The 20104-nt window shown below is 63.3% G+C and carries 16 protein-coding genes and 2 tRNA genes; 6 read left to right on the top strand and 12 right to left on the bottom strand.

Annotation, left to right across the window (positions count from 1 at the left end; genetic code table 11):
- Positions 1 to 71 precede the first annotated feature (71 nt).
- From AAY81_RS03830 to AAY81_RS03840, 3 genes are all read left to right on the top strand, one after another.
- The gene (locus AAY81_RS03830) at positions 72 to 1445 is read left to right on the top strand and encodes an ISL3 family transposase (protein WP_066660379.1); all 1374 of its coding nucleotides are present in this window, start codon (positions 72 to 74) and stop codon (positions 1443 to 1445) included.
- 139 nt (positions 1446 to 1584) lie between these two features.
- The gene (locus AAY81_RS03835; protein ID WP_143117404.1) at positions 1585 to 3468 is read left to right on the top strand and encodes an ABC transporter ATP-binding protein; all 1884 of its coding nucleotides are present in this window, start codon (positions 1585 to 1587) and stop codon (positions 3466 to 3468) included.
- Positions 3465 to 5213 carry an ABC transporter ATP-binding protein gene (locus tag AAY81_RS03840; RefSeq protein WP_066661585.1) on the top strand — a complete coding sequence of 583 codons (1749 nt, stop codon included), beginning with the start codon at positions 3465 to 3467 and terminating at the stop codon, positions 5211 to 5213. The genes AAY81_RS03835 and AAY81_RS03840 overlap by 4 nt, the downstream gene beginning before the upstream one ends.
- Positions 5214 to 5291: 78 nt before the next feature.
- Here the strand turns inward: AAY81_RS03840 and larAH6 are convergent, their stop codons facing one another.
- Both larAH6 and AAY81_RS03850 read right to left on the bottom strand, forming a co-directional pair.
- Positions 5292 to 6542, bottom strand: coding sequence for a nickel-dependent malate racemase, LarAH6 family (larAH6, locus tag AAY81_RS03845; RefSeq protein ID WP_066661592.1), 1251 nt, complete (start codon positions 6540 to 6542; stop codon positions 5292 to 5294).
- 66 nt (positions 6543 to 6608) lie between these two features.
- Positions 6609 to 7826: a 3-phosphoglycerate dehydrogenase family protein gene (locus tag AAY81_RS03850; protein ID WP_066661595.1), complete on the bottom strand. Its 1218-nt coding sequence runs from the start codon at positions 7824 to 7826 to the stop codon at positions 6609 to 6611.
- A 263-nt stretch (positions 7827 to 8089) separates the two neighbouring features.
- Between AAY81_RS03850 and AAY81_RS10120 the strand changes: the two genes are divergently transcribed.
- From AAY81_RS10120 to AAY81_RS03865, 3 genes are all read left to right on the top strand, one after another.
- Positions 8090 to 9487, top strand: a complete 1398-nt coding sequence (locus tag AAY81_RS10120; protein ID WP_082867855.1) for a glucosaminidase domain-containing protein — start codon at positions 8090 to 8092, stop codon at positions 9485 to 9487.
- A 135-nt stretch (positions 9488 to 9622) separates the two neighbouring features.
- Positions 9623 to 9696: transfer RNA gene (locus AAY81_RS03860), tRNA-Gln, on the top strand.
- 5 nt (positions 9697 to 9701) lie between these two features.
- Positions 9702 to 9778: transfer RNA gene (locus AAY81_RS03865), tRNA-Glu, on the top strand.
- 224 nt (positions 9779 to 10002) lie between these two features.
- Here the strand turns inward: AAY81_RS03865 and AAY81_RS03870 are convergent.
- Genes AAY81_RS03870 through AAY81_RS03910 form a run of 10 tightly spaced genes read right to left on the bottom strand, consistent with a single transcriptional unit; the run spans position 10003 to position 20070 of the window.
- Positions 10003 to 10986, bottom strand: a complete 984-nt coding sequence (locus AAY81_RS03870; protein WP_074777355.1) for an N-acetylmuramoyl-L-alanine amidase — start codon at positions 10984 to 10986, stop codon at positions 10003 to 10005.
- A 54-nt stretch (positions 10987 to 11040) separates the two neighbouring features.
- A complete protein-coding gene (locus tag AAY81_RS03875) occupies positions 11041 to 11274 on the bottom strand; it encodes a holin (protein WP_066661600.1) in 234 nt (77 codons plus the stop codon).
- Between the two features lie 5 nt (positions 11275 to 11279).
- Positions 11280 to 11738: a hypothetical protein gene (locus AAY81_RS03880; RefSeq protein ID WP_066661602.1), complete on the bottom strand. Its 459-nt coding sequence runs from the start codon at positions 11736 to 11738 to the stop codon at positions 11280 to 11282.
- A gap of 25 nt (positions 11739 to 11763) precedes the next feature.
- Positions 11764 to 11892 (bottom strand): CD1375 family protein, encoded by a 129-nt coding sequence (locus AAY81_RS10780; RefSeq protein WP_276203457.1) that lies wholly within the window; start codon positions 11890 to 11892, stop codon positions 11764 to 11766.
- A complete protein-coding gene (locus tag AAY81_RS03885; protein ID WP_066661604.1) occupies positions 11892 to 12173 on the bottom strand; it encodes a hypothetical protein in 282 nt (93 codons plus the stop codon). The genes AAY81_RS10780 and AAY81_RS03885 overlap by 1 nt, the downstream gene beginning before the upstream one ends.
- A gap of 12 nt (positions 12174 to 12185) precedes the next feature.
- Positions 12186 to 13664 carry a hypothetical protein gene (locus AAY81_RS10405; RefSeq protein WP_066661606.1) on the bottom strand — a complete coding sequence of 493 codons (1479 nt, stop codon included), beginning with the start codon at positions 13662 to 13664 and terminating at the stop codon, positions 12186 to 12188.
- The gene (locus AAY81_RS03895) at positions 13665 to 14738 is read right to left on the bottom strand and encodes a hypothetical protein (RefSeq protein WP_066661610.1); all 1074 of its coding nucleotides are present in this window, start codon (positions 14736 to 14738) and stop codon (positions 13665 to 13667) included.
- On the bottom strand, positions 14739 to 17168 hold the full coding sequence (locus AAY81_RS03900) for an RICIN domain-containing protein (protein ID WP_066661612.1): 2430 nt from the start codon (positions 17166 to 17168) through the stop codon (positions 14739 to 14741).
- Entirely contained in the window at positions 17169 to 19535 is a 2367-nt protein-coding gene (locus AAY81_RS03905) for a phage tail protein (RefSeq protein WP_066661614.1), read from the bottom strand.
- A complete protein-coding gene (locus AAY81_RS03910; RefSeq protein ID WP_066661617.1) occupies positions 19513 to 20070 on the bottom strand; it encodes a Gp15 family bacteriophage protein in 558 nt (185 codons plus the stop codon). The genes AAY81_RS03905 and AAY81_RS03910 overlap by 23 nt, the downstream gene beginning before the upstream one ends.
- Positions 20071 to 20104: the final 34 nt, after the last annotated feature.

Below are 20104 nucleotides of genomic sequence, written 5' to 3' on the forward strand. Positions count from 1 at the left end.
GGAGGGGCCGTTTCCGCGTCATCCGCCTATGATTGCTAAGCCAAATTCAGACAACCGAAGAGGTGTGACGCATGAAGAGTCTACTACTTCTCGCCCTCGGTCTGGCCCGCACGGTCGTCCTGGGCGCGCGCATCGAGGCCGAGCGCATCGTCGTGAGCGTCCGGCCCTACAAGCGCGAGCAGCGCCGCTGCCCCGTATGCGGCAGGGCCTGCGACTTCTACGACATGGCGAACCGCGGGGCCCCCAGGCTGTGGAGGGCGATGGACCTGGCGCGCTCGGCCTGCTACCTGGAGTACGCGCCCTGCAGGGTGCGCTGCCCGGAGCACGGCGTGCGCACCGAGGCCGTCCCCTGGGCGCGGCACGGGGCGCGCTTCACGCGTGACTTCGAGGACTGGGTGGCGTGGCTGGCGGTCCGCTGCACCGCCTCGGCGGTCTCCGAGCTCGCCCGCGTCGAGTGGCACAGCGTGGGCGGCGTGTGCAGGCGCGTCTACGCCGAGCTGGAGGCCGCGCGCGGCGCCTCGAGGTTCGACGGCGTGCGCCGCATCGGCATCGACGAGACGTCGTACAAGAAGGGCCACAAGTACGTCACGGTGGTCGTCGACCACGACCGCGGCTGCCTCATCTGGGCGCACGAGGGCACCGGCAAGGACGTGCTCAACCTGTTCCTCGACGAGCTCACGCGCGAGCAGAGGCGCGCCATAGAGGTGGTGACCGCCGACGGCGCGAGGTGGATAAGGCAGCTGGTCAAGCGCCGCTGCCCCAACGCGAGGTGGGTCATGGACCCCTTCCACGTGGTCCAGTGGATGAACGACGCGCTCGACGCCGTGCGCTGCGAGGAGTGGAACGCCGCCAGGGCCGCCGCCAGGGCCGCCAGGCCCAGGCCCGAGGGCAAGCGCGGCAGGCCTGCCAAAGGCGAGCTGCCGCCCGAGGAGGTCAGGGCGCTCGAGGAGGAGGCGGCCTCCATCAAGGGCAGCCGCTACGCGCTCGTGAAGAACCCCGAGGACCTCACCGACGGCCAGAGGGCGAGGCTCGAGGCGCTCAAGAAGAGGGCCGGCTCGCGGCTGGTCAGGGCCTGGGAGCTCAAGGAGGACCTGCGGGCCGTCTTCCGGGCAGCCGACGGCTCCGAGGCCGCCGAGCTGCTCGACGACTGGATGCACAGGGCCGCCTACTGCAAGATCGCCAAGGTCGTCGCCGTGGAGAAGAAGGTGCGCCGCCGGCGCGACGACATCATCGCCGCAGTCGAGCTCGGCATCAGCAACGGGCGCGTAGAGGCCATCAACAACAAGATCAAGGTGACGGTGAGGATGGGCTACGGCTTCCGCAACACCGACAACCTCGTGGCCCTGCTCATGCTCAGGTGCGGCGACTGCCAGCCCCAGCTCCCGGGTCGCCCGGTGAAGGCGAGGAAGAAGGGCGTGAAGGGAGCGAAGAGCGTTGCTGCCTAGGCTAGCCCCTTGTCACACAAACTACCGAAGCCTCTATTATAATGACTCGTGTTAGGGTAGCCTAATTAAATCACACTATAGGTAAAACGCAAGCTTGTAACGCGTTATCAGCCTCTATTTTTTGCGAAGGGAAGTGCATATGTCGGAAAACAGTACGCAGGACGCCTCCGAAGACGAAGCGAAGCGGGAAGCCCGCTCCTCTTCGTCTCGCAAGGCGCGCACGCGAAACACGCGCGGTTGGTTCAAGACGCTCATGTCGTTTGCCGGCCGTTGTCGGGGTCGTATGATCTTGGCCGAGATTCTCTCCATCATCAGCGTCTTTTCGGGTCTCGTTCCGTTCTATTCCATTTACCGCATCATCGACGAGGCGACGTCGGTTGCCTCTCCCGCGGAAATGTCGTGGGATGTCGTGATGTTCTGGGTGGGCATCGCCATTCTGTTCTACGCTCTGCAGCAGCTGTTCTTCGCTGCTTCTACCGTGAACTCCCACATTAGCGCTTACACCATCCTGGGCAGCCTGCGCGAGGGGATTGCCACGAAGCTCATGAACGCTTCGTTGGGTACGGCGCGATCAAAGAGCATTGGCAACTTGAAGAACCTGGTTATCGACCGCATCGAGCAAATTGAGATTCCGCTCGCGCATTTCATTCCCGAGCTTTCCGCGAATCTGCTTCTGGCCTTGGCTATCGTGGTGTGGTTCGTCGTCATCGACTGGCGCCTGGCGCTTGCCTGCATCGTTACGGTGCCCATTGGCCTGCTCGTGCTCACGTTGGGCATGCAGGGCTATTACAAGATGTACGACGGCTACATGGACGAGCAAGACCGTGTGAACTCGGTTGTCGTGGAATACATCGAGGGCATTCACGTAGTGAAGGCATTCAACCAGGCCACGTCTTCGTATGCGAAGTTCTCCAGCGCGGTTACGGGCTTTCTTTCCTATACGCTCGAATGGATGCGCACGTCGTGGGTGGCAACGAGTCTTGCGATGTCCGTGCTGCCTACCACGCTGCTTGGCGTGGTTCCCGTGGGCATTGCCCTTTACCTGGGCGGGGAGCTCGACCCGGCTTCGTTTGGCCTGGCATGCGTGCTCGCAATCGCCGTCGTTACGCCCGTAACGTATTTGGGCAAGGCGTTCAATGACATCAATCTCGTGGCGTATTGCATTACCGATGCGCGCGAGTTCCTGGAACTGCCCGAGCTTACCCAGGGCGACAAGCCCATTGCGGTTGCGGACTATGGCGTGGAGATTTCCGACGCGCGCTTCTCCTATATCGATGGCGTGGAAGTGCTGCATGGGGTAGACCTATCGGTTCCCGCTGGTAGCTTCACTGCGTTGGTGGGGCCGAGCGGATCGGGCAAGTCCACCATCGCACGTCTCATCATGCGTCATTGGGATGTCGATTCGGGTTCCGTGAGCATTGGTGGGGTAGACGTGCGCAAGATGCCGCTCTCCCAGCTTTCCAGCCTGGTGAGCGTGGTCTCGCAGGATGACTTCCTGCTCGATGGCACGCTGCGCGAGAACGTGGCCATGGGCCGCCCTGGTGCATCCGACGAGGAAATCGATGCGGCATGCCGCGCGGCTAGCTGCGAGGAATTTATCGGGCGCCTGCCTAAGGGATGGGATACTCCCGCAGGCGAGGCGGGCCATGCCCTTTCGGGTGGCGAACGCCAGCGCATTTGCATCGCTCGTGCCATTCTGAAGGATGCTCCCATCGTGGTCTTCGATGAGGCGACTGCCTTCGCCGACCCCGAGAACGAGGCGCGCATCCAGCGCTCCGTGGCGCGCTTGTCAGAGGGCAAGACGCTCGTCGTCATCGCCCATCGCCTTTCCACCATTACCGCCGCCGATTGCATTTGCGTTGTGAACGATGGCCAAATTGTGGCGCGTGGTACGCATGACGAACTGCTTGCGCAAAACGACCTGTATGCATCCATGTGGAAGGCCCACATTGGTGCGGCCGATTGGGCTGCGGGTTCCCATGTTGGGGAAGCTGCTGCTCAGGAAGGGGGTGATGCGCGATGATTCGTGCATACCGAAGGATCATTGCCTGGGTTTCCACCCTGAAGGGTCGTGTGTACGCTGGGTTCGTATTGTCCATTTTCTCTGCCATTGCTACGGCCATGCCCATCTTCCTAGCGGCATGGGTGCTTGGTCAGCTTGCCGCCGACATGCGCGGCGAAGTTCAGCTCGATGGCTCGTTCGTGTGGCTAGCGCTTGGCGTTATTGCCGCTTGCATTCTCGTGCGTGCGGTGTTCACGTATGCGAAGGCGCGCTGCCAGGATTCCGTAGGCTACGAAACGGCCGCGGAGATGCGTCTGTCCGTGGGCGACGTGCTCAAGCGCGTTCCGCTGGGATATTTCCAGCAGGTGAAGACGGGCGACATCCTCTCCGTCGTTACCACCAACCTGAACATGATGGAGCTTGAGGCCGTGCGCCAGGTGGATGCGGCGCTGGGAGCCTACGTATCGGCTGCGATCATCATTCTCTGGCTTTTGGTTACGTGCCCGCTTGCCGGCGTTATCGCCATCTGCGCCATTGCCCTCGTATCGCTTACGCTTACTGCGGTGAATAGGGCCAGCGCGAAGAATACGCCCGCTGCGAAGAATGCCACGGAGCGCCTGGCTGGCGCTACGGTTGGCCTGTACAACGGTCTGGGTACGGCAAAGTCGTACGGCACCAGCGAGGCCGTACGTCGTCCGTACGATAAATCGGTTGCGGAACTTACGAACGCGCGTATCGTCATCGAGAAGTCGTATACGCCGCCGAACATCACCCACAACTTCATTCTGCAGGCCTCTTCCGCCATTCTTTTGGTGGCGGTGTGCGCCTCGTTCATTGCAGGTCAGCTAGAGCTGTGGGAGTTCATAGCCATTGCGTTCCTCTCCACGACCATCTTTGCGCCACTCATGCGTCTGACCGACGCTGCTCACCTGTTTGCCGAGTTCAATGATTCGCTCGATCGTTTGGAGGCCATCGAGAACGCCCAGTTCATCGACGAGGATGGTTCCGACGTGCAGATTGATTCGTATGGCATCGAGTTCGAGAACGTGCACTTCGGGTATAGCGACCGTGAAATCCTGCATGGTATCTCGTTCGACATTCCGCAGGGCACCACCACGGCCATCGTTGGCCCCAGTGGCTCGGGCAAGACGACGATATCCAACCTCATGGCGCGCTTCTACGACGTGTCGTCGGGTTGCGTCCGCGTGGGTGGCCACGACGTGCGCGAGTTCACGGTCGACAGCTTGCTCTCGCATTTTTCCATGGTGTTCCAGAACGTCTATCTGTTCAACGACACCATCGAGGCGAATATCGCCTTTGGCACGGCCAATGCTACGCACGAAATGGTTGTCGAAGCGGCCAAGCGTGCCCGCTGCCATGACTTCATCATGGCTTTGCCCGATGGTTATCAGACGGTTGTTGGGGCTGGTGGATCTACGCTTTCGGGTGGCGAGCGCCAGCGCATTTCCATTGCCCGCGCCTTGCTGAAGGATGCTCCCATCGTCATTTTGGACGAGGCCACTGCCTCCATCGACCCGGAAAACGAGCGTCTCGTGCAGCAGGCCCTTTCCGAGCTCACGCGCGGCAAGACGGTCGTTGTCATCGCTCATCGCTTGGCCACCGTCGAGAATGCCGATCAGATTCTGGTTATCGACGCTGGTAATCTCACGCAGCGTGGCACCCATGCCGAGCTGGTCGCGCAGGAAGGCACGTATCGCAATTTCGTGCAGACGCGCGCTGAGGCGGAAGGATGGCGCCTGGGGTAGGGCGTTACCGCCCATGAACGAGGAAGCCTGGCGCGCGTTGTGCGGCCAGGCTTCCTTTTGTTGTGCATGTCGTGCGCGCTATGCGAGCGCGTGGGGAACGGTGCTTCCGCCGTGGGGCATTACCAGCACGCTGGCCTCTTCGCCCATCTTTGCCACGGCGGCTGCATACGCCTCTTCCAGCGTGGGGAAGGGCGTGAAGAAGCAATCACGCGCAAGCTCTGCGGGCAGGTCGCTAACCAGGTACACATCGGCCATTAGTTGGATTTTTGCCACAGCCGCGGCCTTGTGTCCGCCCAAGGCAAACGCCGCCTGCAGGTGTTCCAGCACGTCGGCTGGCGTATTCGCTTCATGCATCCACGCTTGGAACGTGGCGTTACCCAGCCCTTCGTTGCAGCGTCCCACTAAAATGATCACGCCGCCTTCTCGTACGGCGTACTTTGCGTTGTCCAGGGCCTTCTGCGTCTGATAGAGGTTGAGATCCTTGGGCGCTCCGCCTTGCGAATCGATGACGATGTCGGCACGGTGCGGAATGTCGATGCGGTAGAGCGTATCCAGGAAGGCGCAGCCCTGTCGATGGGCGGCAACGGGATTGCCAGCGAAAGCGCGGATGATGCGCTTGTCTTCGTCGAGCACCACGTTGACGATAAAGTCGCAGCCCACGATGGCACCGGCTTCCTCGATGTCCCTGCGCACGGGGTTGTCTTCCAGATTGCCGGCGCACGAGCGCGCATCGACGATCATGGCATGGTTGTTCGCGATGGCGCTGCTGGTGGACACACCGGGCATGATGGCCTTCACGCCGCCGGAGTAGCCCGCGAAGTAGTGGTACTCGATGTTGCCCATGCAGATGACGCGGTCGGCGCGTGCAACGGTGCTGTTTACTTCCACCGGCGTGCCGGCTACGGTTGTGCCTAGGTTTACGAATTCTTCCGAGGAGGAGTCGATGCAGCGAATTTCGTTCCAGCCGCGTTCTCCGGCCAGGTGGCGCTGCTCCTCTTCCGTTTGCGTGCGATGGCTGCCCAATCCGAATACGAGCGTGATGTCTTCGGGGCGCACGCCACCGCGATAGAGCTCGTCGAGCACCGCGGGGAGTACCTCGGGCGTGGGCATGGGTCGGGTTATGTCGCTCGTGATGATGGCGACCGTTTCTCCAGGTTTTACCACCTGCGATAGCGGGGCGCTTTCGATGGGTTCGCGAAGGGCGCGCTCGACTTCTGCGCTGCCCGTGAGGGATACGTCCACGTCGTTTGCGGCGAGGATTCCCATGAGGTTCTGATCGGGCACTTCGCATTGCTGCGTGCCGTTTCCGTAACCCACTTCGACGATCATTCGATTCCTTTCGGCATTATGAGGGCATGAAAAGGGCCCGGCGAAACGCGCGGGCCCATACGGTTGCTAGTTGGTAGCGGTTCCAAGGCCGCCGTCGAGGCCGTCTGCGGGAACGACGATTCGAACGCGATAGATGTTCGGGATGGCTCGTAGCGCATCAACGGTTTCCTGATCGAGTTCGTTGTCGATATCGACCAACGTGTAGGCGTGCTCGTTTGCCGGCACGCTCATCATGCGCGCAATGTTTACGTTGCGCGAAGCGAGTTCATTGGTGATCTGGCTGATCATACTGGGTACGTTCGCATGCAAGAAGGCGACGCGTCCGGTGCAGGTGCAGGGGCCCATGTCGCAATCGGAGTAATTAACCGAATTGCGGATGATGCCGTGGTTGAGGTAATCCTTCATGGACGCGATGGCCATATGCGCGCAGTTTTCCTCGGCTTCGCGCGTGCAGGCGCCCATATGAGGCGTCACGATGACGTTCTTCATCTTCATGACTTCGGGGTTGGCGAAGTCGGTGATGTACAGGCCCAGCTGGCCGCTTTCCAGCGCGGCGGCAACGTCGGCTTCGTTCACGATGGTGTCGCGAGCGTAGTTGATGAGCATAGCGCCCGGGTTCAGCAGGTTCAGCTGCTCGGCGCCGATCATCTGCAGGGTGTCTTCCTTCGAGGGCACGTGCAGGGTCAGGTAATCGCAGCCCTTGCACATCTCGTTCAGGTCGGCATCGCGGATGACGCGGTGGGAGAGCTCGTAGGCGTGCTGCACCGAGATGTAGGGGTCGTAGCCGTGGACTTCCATGCCCAGCGCGACCAGGGCGTTTGCTACCTTCGAGCCAACGGCGCCCGTGCCAACCACACCGACCTTGCGACCGATGGCCTCGTGGCCCACGAATGCCTTCTTGGCCTTTTCGGCGCCCTTCGCCACGTCGGCGTCTTGCGCATGGTCGAGCACCCACTGCTCGCCGCCACGCGTGTTGCGCGAGTTGAGCATGATCTGGCCAACGACCAGTTCCTTTACGGCGTTCGAGTTGGCGCCTGGGGCGTTGAAGACCACGATGCCCTCTTTGGCGCAGCGCTCGAGGGGGATGTTGTTGAAACCAGCTCCGGAACGGGCGATGCAGCGCAGTGAAGCAGGGAACTCCATCTCGTGAAGACTACTCGCGCGCACCAGGATGGCATCGGCCTGTTCCAGGTTGTTGGTTCCCTGGTAGCCATCTCCCAAGTCGGGCGTGCCATCGCGCGTGATGCCGTTTGCAATGTTGTCGACGATCTTTACGTAGCGCATACATTCCCTTTCTTTTATCTACCCGCATACACTCTTTCGGGGTTCAGAACAGGATACCTTAACCGGATTTCTTTGCCAGTAAATGCACGCGAACTGCACTCCATTGCGCTGTAGCGTGTATTTGATTGCGTGGGGTATTGATTGTGTGCAACCGGTGGGTAATTCGTGCAGGCTATTCAAAACAAGGTTACAAGATAGCGGGTGCCTGTTTCGCGCATGGTACGCTGACCCCACAAGTGACTATATGTTAGGGAGAACGCACTATGAAACGAACCATCGCCCTGCTGGCCACCGTATGCCTTTTGGCGTGTTTGGCGGTATCTTCTACCGCGTACGCCGCAGAAGTCGTGACGGGCCCCGAAGATGCCGACGAATCGTCGTACGAGACGATTGATACGGCGGAGTACACGCCCCAGGCCCTGGAGGAAGATACAAGCGATCCGCTGTCTTCGCTTAGATTGCAGTCTACGTCGGGCAGCGTAACGTATCTTTCCATTTCGATTGAGCAGATGGCTTCTCTCGAGTACGCGAAGGGAACCAATAAGTATGGTGGTTCCACCGCAACGTACAGCCAGATTCTTAATGCACTCGATCCCAATAACGTGAGCCTTTCCGAGTTCGCTGACATCACCGTCGCCTCGGGGCTTACGGCGTCTCAGATTGATGCCTTCATAGATTCGACTTCAAAGGGCCGTTCTGGCACGCTGCATGGCATGGGGTATGCCTTTATCAAGGCCGAGCAGATGTACGGCGTAAGCGCTGCCTATTTGGTTGCCCATGCCGTTTTGGAATCGGGGTGGGGGACTTCCACGCTGGCGCGAGGCTATTACTACGATGGGTCCATCGCTATCGAAGGCACCACTTACTCCGCGGGAACGTATTACAACTTCTTTGGCATTGGCGCCTACGACAGTAGCCCGCTTTCGGGCGGTCGTAGCATGGCGGTTCAGAATGGTTGGAACTCTCCCGAGGCCGCCATTCTGGGCGGTGCAAAGTGGATTTCCACTCGCTATGTGCACCGCGTATACGATTCCTATGCTGCGCCTACTATCTACAACATGCGCTGGGACTACAACAGGGCCAATGACTATGGTTGCTCTTCGGGTTCCGCGTGGCATGAGTACGCAACCGATGTTCAGTGGCCGGAATCCATTGCCAATCTCATGGACTCGGTGTATGCGAAGAACAACGTAGAGCCGTCCTACGCTTACATCATTCCGTGTTATTCCGGTTCCTCGGTTCCCAGCCTCAATGGGGTAGCGATGTATCGCTTGTACAACCCCAACGGTGGCGAGCACTTCTATACCTCGAGCGTCGTCGAGCGCAGCAATCTGGTGAGCCTGGGCTGGCAGCAGGAGGGCATTGGCTGGATTGCTCCCAATAGCTCCTCTACGCCCGTCTATCGTCTCTACAACCCCAATGGCGGCGATCACCATTACACCCTGAGCGCTGAGGAGCGCGATGGCCTGGTCGAGCTAGGCTGGCGCTACGAGGGAATAGGCTGGTATAGCGATGACTCCAAATCCGTGCCGCTGTATCGCCAGTACAACCCGAACGCAACGTCGGGTTCGCATAACTTCACCACGAGCGCCGAGGAACGCGACTGGCTGATTTCCCTGGGTTGGAATGACGAGGGTATTGCCTGGTACGGCATTAGTTAGAGGTCGTTTCCGAACGTGCCGTCACCCACTTCGTGAAGATATATCCACATTTTCGAAAGGGGGTTGACGGCATGGGGGATGACCCGTAATATACTCACTCGCGTTGTGAAACACAGTGAAGCAACGAAGTGCTACTGGGGTATCGTATAATGGTAGTACAGCGGTTTCTGGTACCGTATGTGTGGGTTCGACTCCTGCTACCCCAGCCACATATGGCCCGTTCGTCTAGCGGTTTAGGACATCGCCCTCTCAAGGCGGAGATCACGAGTTCGAATCTCGTACGGGCTACCATGAAACACCAGGCCAGGATGCGAATCCTGGCCTTTTTGCTGCCCGCGTGGAATGGGAGCGCGTTACATCGCGTTACATCTCTGGTTTTCCACTGAGTTTTCCACACTGCGGAGCGGCTGGAAAGAGGCGAGCGCCGTCCCCGGGGAATGCATGCGGGGACGGCGCTCTTCGCGTCGCGTGGGTAGGAGGTAGCCCACGTGGATGATTATGGGGTCGGCGTCACACTAGGCGTTGAAGGCCACGCCCTCGTACGTCCAGCCCGCGGCCTCCAGGCTGTCGCGCTCGGCCTCGCTGGCCGTGAGCATATGATCGCCGCCGTTCGGGTTGTACAGGCGATGCACCGCCTGGCCCTCGCCCGATGCGAAGAACGGAACGCCTTCATAGCTCCAGCCAGCCTTATAGAGCTCATTGGCCTCGGCGTAGTTAGCCGTTAGCATGTGATCGCCGGAGCCAGCATTGTAAAGTCGGTACACGGGCTTGGTGCCGCCAGCGGGGGCCGTCCAAGCAATCCCCTCCATCTCCCACCCGGACTTTGCCAGCGCATCAGCCTCGTCCTTCGTCGTGAAGATATGATCGCCCGAGCCCTCATTGTAGAGTCGGTACACCTCACCGCCATCATTGCGCACTTGCGCAATCGGAGCGGAGCTACCGCAGCGCTGAACGTATTCTTGCATGTTGATTCCTGCGGCCACTGCCGCAGTGATTTCTTCTGGGCTCACTTCTTCTCCTTCTGTCGTGATGTATGCCTTCAGCTCTTCCCAAGCGTCGGGGTTTAGCGAATAGTATTGGGGGCACAGCTTATGGCCGGTGTGGCAGTCGTAGTGGCGAACAACGTGGTCCGCGTCGATGCCGTGTCGCTCCATCAAGATGCCAACCAGTTCGCGCAGCTGTTCCTTTTCAGCACCCGTGAACTCGGTGCCGTCGGAGCAAACTTCAATGCTGATGGACTGGTTGTTGCGGATGAGCTGACGAGCGCCTGCCCATGCCCCAACGGCCCAAGCGGTATCCGTGTCGTCAAGAATCTGGTAGCAGTCGGTGCCATCCAAGACGTAATGGTAGCTGTTGGGATGCTGGTTGTTCTGGGCATACTCAGCCTCGTTATACGCCCCAGAAGGTCCGCCGGTATTGTGTACCACGATATACTGGCAACTGTTCCCTCCTGGGCTGTAATTACCGGAGTGTGCATGGTGGTCATGCTTAATTTCCACGTTTCCTCCTCTCTCGCTGAATCGCGCTAGATCGTGCTTTCTTGGGTCTTCTCGCTAGCCGATGAGGGGGCTTTCGCCGTCGGCTACCTCGGGGATGCCGCCAACGCTGGTGAGCATCGAGGTTATAGCCGCAACCACGGCGGTGCTCAGGACGATGCCCCAGTTGATTTCGCCCAGCGCAACGGCGGTAGTGGGCAGCAGCGCGACTGCCGCCTGCGCTGCGGTCTTCAACGCTCGGATTCCAGCGGCCTTGGCCCATTTGATTAGCAGTTCCTTGTTGTCGGTCATTATTGTTACCTTCCTTCCTTGATTGGCAGTGCTTCCATGTCTTCGAAGAGCTTGGTGCCCGTGCCGTTGCCACCGATGGCGTGGTAAGCCTCGTATGTCTGACGGGCGTAGTCCAGGGCCTCCAGCGTGATGTAGCCCCGTTCTTCCACCCACTCGCGATGCATTCTCACGAGCTCGTTTCGCAGGAGGGCGCGCAGGGCCGCCCTCTCCGCCTCGCGGCTCGCCGCCTCGGCGTTGTGCTCGTCGACGCGTCTCCTCTCGGCCTCGCGCTGCTGGCGTAGTATCTCGCCGAACATGCTGCCGAACAGGGTCACGAGAGTGGGTGCTATGGCGACTGCGACTTTCTGGAGGAACTCGCTCTCCATTGGCCCCGTGCCGCCGTAGGACAGCAGCAGGAGGAGCGTTCCGCAGAACACCCCGCACGCCAGGAGTATATGTCTCGCCTTCACCTCGCCCGTTCCCATCTCAGGCCCAATTCTGGGACCTGCATCACTCTTCGCCCTGGTCGTAGTAGCCGTCGGCTACCAGCAGCGCCCTGGTCTGCTCGCGCCACATCGCGGGCACTTCCTCCAGGGTCATGACGCCCCGGATGATTCGGTTCGCAAAGAGCCTCGCCATCATTCGCCACCCCCTTCCAAGCGCTCGGCAAGCGCCTCTATGAGCGCCTGCTGCTCCGCTATGACCATTGCCAGATCGGCTATGGCCTCGTCGCACGCCGAAGCGGTGGGGGAGGCCAGGAGCGCGGCGCGCGCCCTGTCCCTCTCCTGAAGCTCCTCGGCGGTAAGCGGTATGCACGCTATCAGGGTCGCCCCGTCGACCTCGCGCGGCTCCAGCGTCACGGAGTCGAAGTCGGGCGACTCGATGGGGTTGCCGTCCCCGTCCACGTAGATGCTCTCCATTCCTCTCCCTTCCTAGATGGCGAATCCGTACCATGCCACGCCCTGGCCACTCCAGCCCGCGTTGACCAGGCTGTTGTACTCGGACGAGCTGACCGTGTAGTAGTGCTTGCCACCGTTGGGGTTGTACAGGCAGTACACGGGCGTTACGCCGTGCGTCTTTGCGTAGTAGATGTTTCCGTTGACCCTGAGATTGGCGCCCGCGCCATAGCCCACCCGCACGTCGGCCCCGCCCGTGTACTGCAGCTGCAGGGGAGAGGGGCTGCCGTTGGCCAGCGCGTTCACCTGGTCGCCCAGGATGCGGGTCTGGTAGGCGCCGTTGAAGAAGTTGCCCTCTGCGTACATCATCATCTGCTGGGCGTTGCCGTAGACCGTCGCCTTGCCGTCCAGCGTGATGAAGCCAAACCCATAATCGCCCCAGCCGCTCTGCGTGTCGTAGATTCCGAGCCTAACCCCGTTCGTCCCCGAGATGGCGAGCTGCCCCGACGAGCTGCTGCTGATGCTGTTCATCTGGCTGCCGCATAGCACTATCTTCGCGGCTGTCGAGTCCATGCCGATGCCGACCTCTCCCGCCTCGAAGTAGGCGAGATCGGTCGTCCCGTTGCGGATGTGCAGCCCATCGGAGTCGATCAGGATGTTCTGCCCCGTCGTCGCGTCGCCCTGGGTGGTCGTGATATGCGCCCCCTCGGAGTCCACGAAGAAGTAGTAGGAGGTTGCCGCCGCGGCCTCGTTGGCCCCGTTGATGGCCTTGGCCAGCACGGGCGTGGTGTAGCTCGTGCCGCTCGGGTTCGTCCAGGTTATCTTGGAGCGCGTCCAGATGTGCTTGCCCTCGGCCCATTCGGGCTGGGCGGTGGACCAGCTGCCGCCCGTCTGGGTCGTGCTGCTGGTGGATAGGTAGTACTGCTCCACGATGGCGCTGATGCCTCGCCCCGTGGCCCCAGCCGCGCCGTCGGCCCCGTCCGCACCGGCTGCGCCCTGGATGCAGGTGGCGTCCGAGTATGACGACCCCGATGCCGTGGTGGTCTTCGTGCGCTGCCACATGTACTTGCCGTCCTCCCATTCGGGTGCCGTCGTGGCCCATCCCGTGGTGGGGGCGGTCGTCTGCGAGTCGCCCAGGGCGTACTCCACGTCCACGGCCTGGATGGCCGCCTGGGCCAGCTCCTCGGCCTCCGAGATGCGCCCGTCCTGCTCGTCGCCGCGGCCCCTCACGGCCACGACGATCGGCTTGCGGGCCGTGCCCTGCGCCCCGACGAGCTGCACGAGCACGGTGTCCCCGCGCTTGACGGCCCAGGAGGTGCTGCACTCGATGGACTGCGTCTCGCCTTCGTCCAGTGGGTCGCCCACGGCGTCGCCGCCGAAGTCGACCATCACGGTGCCGCCGTCGCTGTCCGATGTCGCCGTCGCGTAGACGGACTGGGTCTGGAGGGCGGATGCGCCGTCGCTCCTGCCGCGCGCGGCGGCGAAGAGCGTCTTGGCCAGGTCGAGGTCGTTCATCTATATCTCCTTCGCGGTGACCTTCATCACCATCGTCTTCAGGTCCAGCTCCATGTTCCGTGCGAGGGCGCGGTGCGTTCCCGCGTCGGGGCCGTCGGGTATGGTCAGCTCCAGCACGTCGCCCGCGGCGATGGGCATGTACAGCATCGAGAACTGCCACTCCCGCCTGTCCACGGACGGTATGCGGGAGTTCGCCTCTAGCTGCGCCTGCGCCTTGGTGGCTGGCTCCAGCTCGTCGATGCTCACCACCTCGGCGATGACGTAGCCGCGCTGGGCCGCCGTCTGCTCTCCCGTGCGGTCGGCGTAGGCCGCTATCTCCACGTCCACGGTCTCCTTCTTGCCGTTGACGGTGCGCTCCTCGCTTCCCTTGTACGTAACGACTATGCGGCTGGGGTCACTCAGGCGGGTGCTGGACGATTCCAGGCCGTCCAGCACGTTGGTGTCGGCGGCCGCCATGTCCAGCGCCCAGGTGGTGGCGCGCTTGGATGGCTCCACGTAGCGGCCCCACGTGACGTTGCCCATGCCATCCACGTCGATGCGGTTGCCCGATGCGTCGGCGATGTCGAACAGGTCGGAGAGGCGCGAGTCCCCGATGGGGTAGACCACGGCCTCCGAGTAGCGCTTGTTGATCGCGTCGCCCTGGATGGAGTACGGGCGCCCCGCGCCCCCGAGCAGCTTGGCCACCACGTCGTTGCTGCGGGCGTTGGCCCCGATGGTGAGGTGGTAGGGCAGGTAGTCGGCCTCCAGCATCGACAGGGCGCTGTGGCACTCGTAGGTGGTCACCGTCGCCCCGTGCGCATGCTCGCTGGGGTCGGCGGTCACCACGAGGGTGGCCAGCGCGTTGGAATAACCCTCCGCGGGCACCTCGTGCACCACCCGCAGCAGGCTGTGCTCGATCCAGTTGGAGTCGAGCGCCTTGATGGTGCCCGACACCCGCGTGTCGGTCTCGTATCCCCACGTGACGCTGCTCCCGTCGAGCAGCACGCCCTCCAGCTCGCCGCGCACCTCCAGGCTGCGGGGGTCGACCATGTAGACGCGGATGAGGTCGGCCCTGTCCTGCCTCGTCCAGTCCATCTATCCCACCTCCGCCATCGTCACGGTCACGTCGGTCTTGCGGTCGTATTCGAGCGGCATGTCCACCTGGGTCACGGCCACGCGGTGCCATCCGCCCCGATGGTCGCGGAACGTGACGGCGCGCCCGTCCGGGCCGCTGTTGGCCAGCTGCTCGAAGGCGGCCAGGCTCTGGCCCGCCGTGCCGTCTGCGGCCTTGATGGTGCCATGCGCCACCAGCGGGTGCTTCACGGTGCGCCCGAACGTCACGACGGGGCGCGCCCTTCCGCTCGTGACCTGCTCGGCCGATTCGGGCGTGAAGCTGCTGTCGGTCGCCAGAGGCTCGCCCACTCGGCAGGTGAGCGACGCGAAGCCATCCTCGCCCCAGTTCCACAGGTAGCCCGCGGCGTCCAGGGCGTCCATCTCGTCGTCGTGGCTGCCCCAAGAGCTGTCGGAGTCGTAGGCGAAGCACAGCACGCGGTAGGCCACGCCCACGGGAGGCAGCAGCCTGTAGACGACCTGGGAGCTGCCCTGCGACACCAGCTCGGCGTCCACCAGGCGCGTGATGCCGCCATCGTCCCACTGCATCTTGCAGCTCGTCTCGGCGGCCGTGGCGAAGGCCGCGAGCACCGAATGCGTGGAGGGGTCGTAGGAGAAGGCGGGGGAGACGGAGAGGCCGTGGCTGGTGTCGTATGAGATGGCCACCTGCTGGGTCCCGCTCGCGGTCCCTCCCTCGGGCGTCGTCCACGTCCACTCGACGGTCACGGCCTCGCCATCGGCGGGGACGCGCGAGCACTCCGACCACGGCACCCTGATCGTGTCGTCGTCGGCCAGGCCCGACTCCGAGTGCCCCGAGAAGATGGCCGCGCCGTCGGCACCCAGCATCGTGACGGAGCACGTGCCGCTGCCGCGCGGATAGTCGCAGGAGACGGGCAGCCAGATGCCGTCGTAGGCCATGGCGGCCTGGGAGAACGTCGCCGTGGGCCTCCACTTGCACTTGAGCATGGCGGTCATGGTCGCCCCATGGGCGGGGCAGGTGACGTTGGATGCGCTGGGGTTAGTCCAGGCCTCGCGGAAGGTGCGGGCCTGCAGCTCGATGACGGCGTGCATGTACTGCCCGCTGGCCACGCCCAGGGTCACCTCGATGGGGAAGGGCGACTTCCAGCGCTGGCCCTCCACGCGCTCGGCCTCCACGTTGGGCATGCCCACGTCGCCCCAGCCGTCGTTTGCCGTGGAGCCGTCGCGGGCGCTCATCCAGGCCGTGACCGTCTCGGCGGAGATGTCGCCGGCGGCGTAGTAGTGCATGCGGTAGCGCATCTGCAGCTGGTTCGACGAGTTGACCACCGTCGGCAGGTAGCTCGTCGTGTAGCTGCCGTCCCCGTTCGGCTCGCCGACGTTGACCATGGAGGAGGACGCCATGCCGCCGCCGCGCAGCAGCATGGCGTCGCTCGGCACCGAGAGGTTCGCCCCAAGCGCCTCGGCTCGGCGGAACTCGAAGCGCTGGGCCAGCGTGTCGTTCTGCCTGTACAGCTGCACGTTGGTCTCCATCTTCGTGGAGCCGCCCGCCACGTCCACGCAATACGGGTCGCCCTGCGCGCTCGCCGCCCTGAGCATCCACGACATGACGCGGTTGCCGTTCGTCCGCAGCAGCTCGTCTTTTGGCTGGGCCATGAACTTCTTGGTAATCGAGGCGTCGGCGGACCACTGGGAGACGTTGTCCCCATTCTGCGGCACGTCGTCCTCCCCGCTGGCATCCCAGCGCAGCATCTTCCCGCTGCCCGCGTTGGTGAACGTCGTCAGGCCCGTCTGGGGGTCCGTGGAGGCCACGAAAACCTGGGCGTTGGTGCCGTTCGCCCCGTAGACCTGGATGTTGGCCCCGTTGGCGTTGGAGCCGCCCGCCACGTCCAGGCACACGTCCTGGCTCATGCCGGTGCGGATGGTGTAGGTTCCGTCTGGCAGGCCCTCGATGGGCACGAACGCCCAGCGCTGCGCGTCCGTGCCGTTGGCCCCGTAGACCTGCACGTTGGTGCCCTGCGCGCTCGATGCCGAGGTCACGTCCAGGCAGTACGTCTCGTCCGCCTTGCAGTGGATGACGTAGGTGTCGTAGGCCACGCCGTCCACGGTGATGGAGCCGCCGTCGGCCACTGGCTTCCAGCGCTGGCCCACCGTGTTGCTGTCGGCGTACTGCATGACGTTCACGCCGTCGCCGAGCACGCCCACCACGTCGAGGCACTTGCCCGACAGCACGCAGCACAGCTGCAGGCACTCGCCGTCGGCCCATGCGTGCCAGAACTGCGCGTCCGAATGGGCGAGCGTCCACAGCTGGACGTTGGCCCCGCTCCTGTTGGAAGCCCCGCACACGTCGAGGCACTTGGCGGTGCCGCCCGTCGCCGAGGACGAGCCGCTCACCGCCGATACGATCACGTAGGTGCCGGTCTCGATTGCAGCCGTCATTTACATCACTCCCAAAGTGGCTAGCTTCTGCAGGTATTCCTTGGTCGCGGCCTCTATCTCGGGCCGCCCGTTGAGCGTCACGCCGTTGAAGCTGACGACGGGCGCAGCCTGCGCCGTCCCCGACTGGACCGCGTAGGCGTGCGTGAGGCCAGGCGTCCCGAGCACGGGGTTGGCCACGGCCAGGGTGGCAAGGGCCGACGAGACGCCGCCCCAGTCGACCGACAGCCCCGCCTCCAGGCCGAGGCCCCCGACGTCGTCGAGGAAGCCGCCCAGCTCCCCCGAGAGCGCGTCGCGCGCCCCGTCGATGGCGGCCCCCATGGCATCGGCGACGGCCGATACCGCGCCCTTCGCGCCATCCCCGATGCCGCCTTCGAAGCCTGCCATGGTGTATTCGCCGATGGCGCGGAAGACGCGGGACGGGGAGTGGATGCCCAGCAGGTTCTTGGCTGCGTCTATGGCCCCGTTCACGACGCCGGACACCGCCTCGACGGCGCGGCTGGCCATGTTCTTGATGCCGTCGATAAACCCGTTGATGAGGTTGCGGCCAGTGTCCACCATGTTGGAGACGAAGTTCCCGATGGAGTCCACCACGTTCTGGCCGACCTGCATCGCCGCGCTCCCGACGCCGCCGAGCATGTTCATGATGCCGTCCACCAGCGACACGATGAGCAGGTATCCGGCGTCCACGAGCGCCGTAGCGAGCGAGAGCAGGCCGTTTACGATGGCCTCTATCAGCTGCGGCAGGCACTGCACGATCGTGGAGATGATGGCGGGCAGATTCTCGATGATGGCCACGAACAGCTGCACGCCCGCCTGCGCCAGCAGTGGCGCGAGCGTGATCAGTGCGTCGCATACGGCCTGGATTATCTGGGGCAGCGCCTCCACGATGGCCTGGATTATCTGGGGCAGCGCCTGCACCAGCGCCGTGAACAGCTGTATGCCCGCCTCGACGATGAGCGGCAGCATCTGCAGGATGGCATCCACGATTCCCTGGACGAGCGCGGGCAGCATCGCCATGAGCTGAGGCAATGCCTGCACGATTCCCTGGGCCAGGCCCAAAAGCAGCTGCAGGCCAGCTTGGACGATGAGCGGTAGGTTCGCCACGAGCACCTGGGCCATCTGCATGACGCACTGCACCACCATGGGGATGATGGTAGGCAGGGACTGCGCGATGCCCTGGATGAGCGCCGCGATGAGCTGCATGCCCAGCCCCAGCAGGGCGGGCAGCAGTCCCGTGATTGACCCCACCAGGGAGTTCAGGCCGTTGGCTATCATCTCGGCCAAGTCCGCCATGACCTGCCCCATGTCCAGCGACATCAGCATGCCCGTGATGGAGTCGAGTATGCCCGAGACCGCCTGGATGACGGCTGGCAGCAGCGCCTGGATGGCTGGCACGACGGCCTGCACGAGGCTCGCGAACAGCTGCGGCAGAGCCTGGGCCAGCGAGGAGGCTATCTGGGCGATGCGGGGCACCACGTTGCCCAGCAGCGTGGAGAACGACGTCAGCAGCTGCTCGGTGAGCGCTCCCATGTCGGCCTCGTCGTCGGCAAGGCCCGCCAGGAAGTTCGAGTAGGCGGCCTTGGTCATGTTCAGGCTGCCCTCGATGGTCGTGGCGGCCTCCCTGGCCGTCGTGCCGGTTATGCCCATGTTGTCCTGGATGGCATGGATGGCGCTCACGACGTCGGCGTAGTTGTCGATGTCGTAGTGCACGCCCGTGAGCGCCTCGGCGTCCTGCAGGAGTCGCTCCATCTCCTCCTTCGTGCCGCCGTAGCCCAGCTTCAGGTTGTCGAGCATGGTGAAGTTGCCCTTGGCGAAGCCGTTGTACGCGTCGGTGATGGAGTCGATGGAGGTGCCCATCTTGTTGGCGTTGTCGGCCATGTCGGTCACGGCCATGTCGGCCATGTTGGCCGCGGCCAGCGTGTCGCCGCCCAGGCTGCTCACGAGGGCGGCCGCCGTGCTGGTGGCGTTCTCCATGTACTGATTGGCCGACATGCCCGCCGTCTGGTAGGCGTTGGCCGCGTTGGCCATGACGGTCTCCTGGGCCTGCTGCATGCGGTCGTACTCGCCCGAGACCTCGTCGACCGACTTGCCGACCATCTCCGCGTACTCCTGCACGCTCGACGCCCCGCGCGCCCCGTAGAGCGTCTCGACGCCGCCCGCCAGCTGCTCGTACTGGGCGTAGGCCTCAAGGGCCTGCTTGCCCATGGCCAGCATCGCCGTACCAGCGGCAGCGGCCATGCCGGCGATGGCCTTGCCCGCCGCCCCCGCGAGGCTGCCGAGCTTGGAGAGGCCGCCCTCGATCTCGGAGGCCCCCTTCTTGACCCCGCTCGAATCGAGCGAGGAGCTAATCCTTACTTCTCCGTCCATCTGCGGATGCCTTCCTCAGCCTGTCGAAGGCCGCGCTAGCGCTTGCATTGGCATCCCCTATTGGGTCGGCCTTGCCCTTGAGCCTGTAGTGCTCGACGGCTCGGTCGAAGCCCCTGACCTCCTCCTTGTTCCACTTGGTCGCCTTGGGCCGCTTGGCCGTGCGGTAGTGGATGGCCCGTCCCATCGGCGTATCGGCTGGGGAGAGCGCCACGAGCGCCATCACCTCGCGAAACGGCAGCTCCTCGTACTCCTCGCCCAGACCGTAGGCCTGGCGCATGGTGACCACCAGCCGCTCGGCGTCCTCGTCGAAGTCGACCAGGCGCCTGCCGTTGTCTTCCCCGATGCCGAAGACCTCGGCCAGCAGCTCGCGTAGGGCGCTTGCGGCATCGTCCCCGAACTCGGCCATGAAGCCCTCGGGGCTGACGAGCAGCAGCCTCACGAGCAGCGTGCCCCGCTCGGCGGTGCCCAGCAGCTCGTCGCGGGCCACCCTCTCCAGCACGAGGGCCGTGCGGAACGAGTCGTAGACCCGAACCATACGGCCCCGCAATGGATAGGCGCTCCAGTGCCGC

It is taken from the genome of Denitrobacterium detoxificans, from assembly GCF_001643775.1.
GTDB classification, from domain to species: domain Bacteria; phylum Actinomycetota; class Coriobacteriia; order Coriobacteriales; family Eggerthellaceae; genus Denitrobacterium; species Denitrobacterium detoxificans.

Bases quoted from the DNA above. Each gene is read 5' to 3' on its own strand.
- AAY81_RS03835 (WP_143117404.1), top strand. From the start codon at position 1,585: ATGTCGGAAAACAGTACGCAGGACGCCTCCGAAGACGAAGCGAAGCGG.
- AAY81_RS03880 (WP_066661602.1), bottom strand. From the start codon at position 11,738: ATGGGAACGGGCGAGGTGAAGGCGAGACATATACTCCTGGCGTGCGGG.
- AAY81_RS03830 (WP_066660379.1), top strand. From the start codon at position 72: ATGAAGAGTCTACTACTTCTCGCCCTCGGTCTGGCCCGCACGGTCGTC.
- AAY81_RS10405 (WP_066661606.1), bottom strand. From the start codon at position 13,664: ATGAACGACCTCGACCTGGCCAAGACGCTCTTCGCCGCCGCGCGCGGC.
- AAY81_RS03885 (WP_066661604.1), bottom strand. From the start codon at position 12,173: ATGGAGAGCATCTACGTGGACGGGGACGGCAACCCCATCGAGTCGCCC.
- AAY81_RS03875 (WP_066661600.1), bottom strand. From the start codon at position 11,274: ATGACCGACAACAAGGAACTGCTAATCAAATGGGCCAAGGCCGCTGGA.
- AAY81_RS03905 (WP_066661614.1), bottom strand. From the start codon at position 19,535: ATGGACGGAGAAGTAAGGATTAGCTCCTCGCTCGATTCGAGCGGGGTC.
- AAY81_RS03895 (WP_066661610.1), bottom strand. From the start codon at position 14,738: ATGGACTGGACGAGGCAGGACAGGGCCGACCTCATCCGCGTCTACATG.
- larAH6 (WP_066661592.1), bottom strand. From the start codon at position 6,542: ATGATCGTCGAAGTGGGTTACGGAAACGGCACGCAGCAATGCGAAGTG.
- AAY81_RS03850 (WP_066661595.1), bottom strand. From the start codon at position 7,826: ATGCGCTACGTAAAGATCGTCGACAACATTGCAAACGGCATCACGCGC.
- AAY81_RS10780 (WP_276203457.1), bottom strand. From the start codon at position 11,892: ATGGCGAGGCTCTTTGCGAACCGAATCATCCGGGGCGTCATGACCCTG.
- AAY81_RS03900 (WP_066661612.1), bottom strand. From the start codon at position 17,168: ATGACGGCTGCAATCGAGACCGGCACCTACGTGATCGTATCGGCGGTG.
- AAY81_RS10120 (WP_082867855.1), top strand. From the start codon at position 8,090: ATGAAACGAACCATCGCCCTGCTGGCCACCGTATGCCTTTTGGCGTGT.
- AAY81_RS03910 (WP_066661617.1), bottom strand. From the start codon at position 20,070: ATGGTTCGGGTCTACGACTCGTTCCGCACGGCCCTCGTGCTGGAGAGG.
- AAY81_RS03840 (WP_066661585.1), top strand. From the start codon at position 3,465: ATGATTCGTGCATACCGAAGGATCATTGCCTGGGTTTCCACCCTGAAG.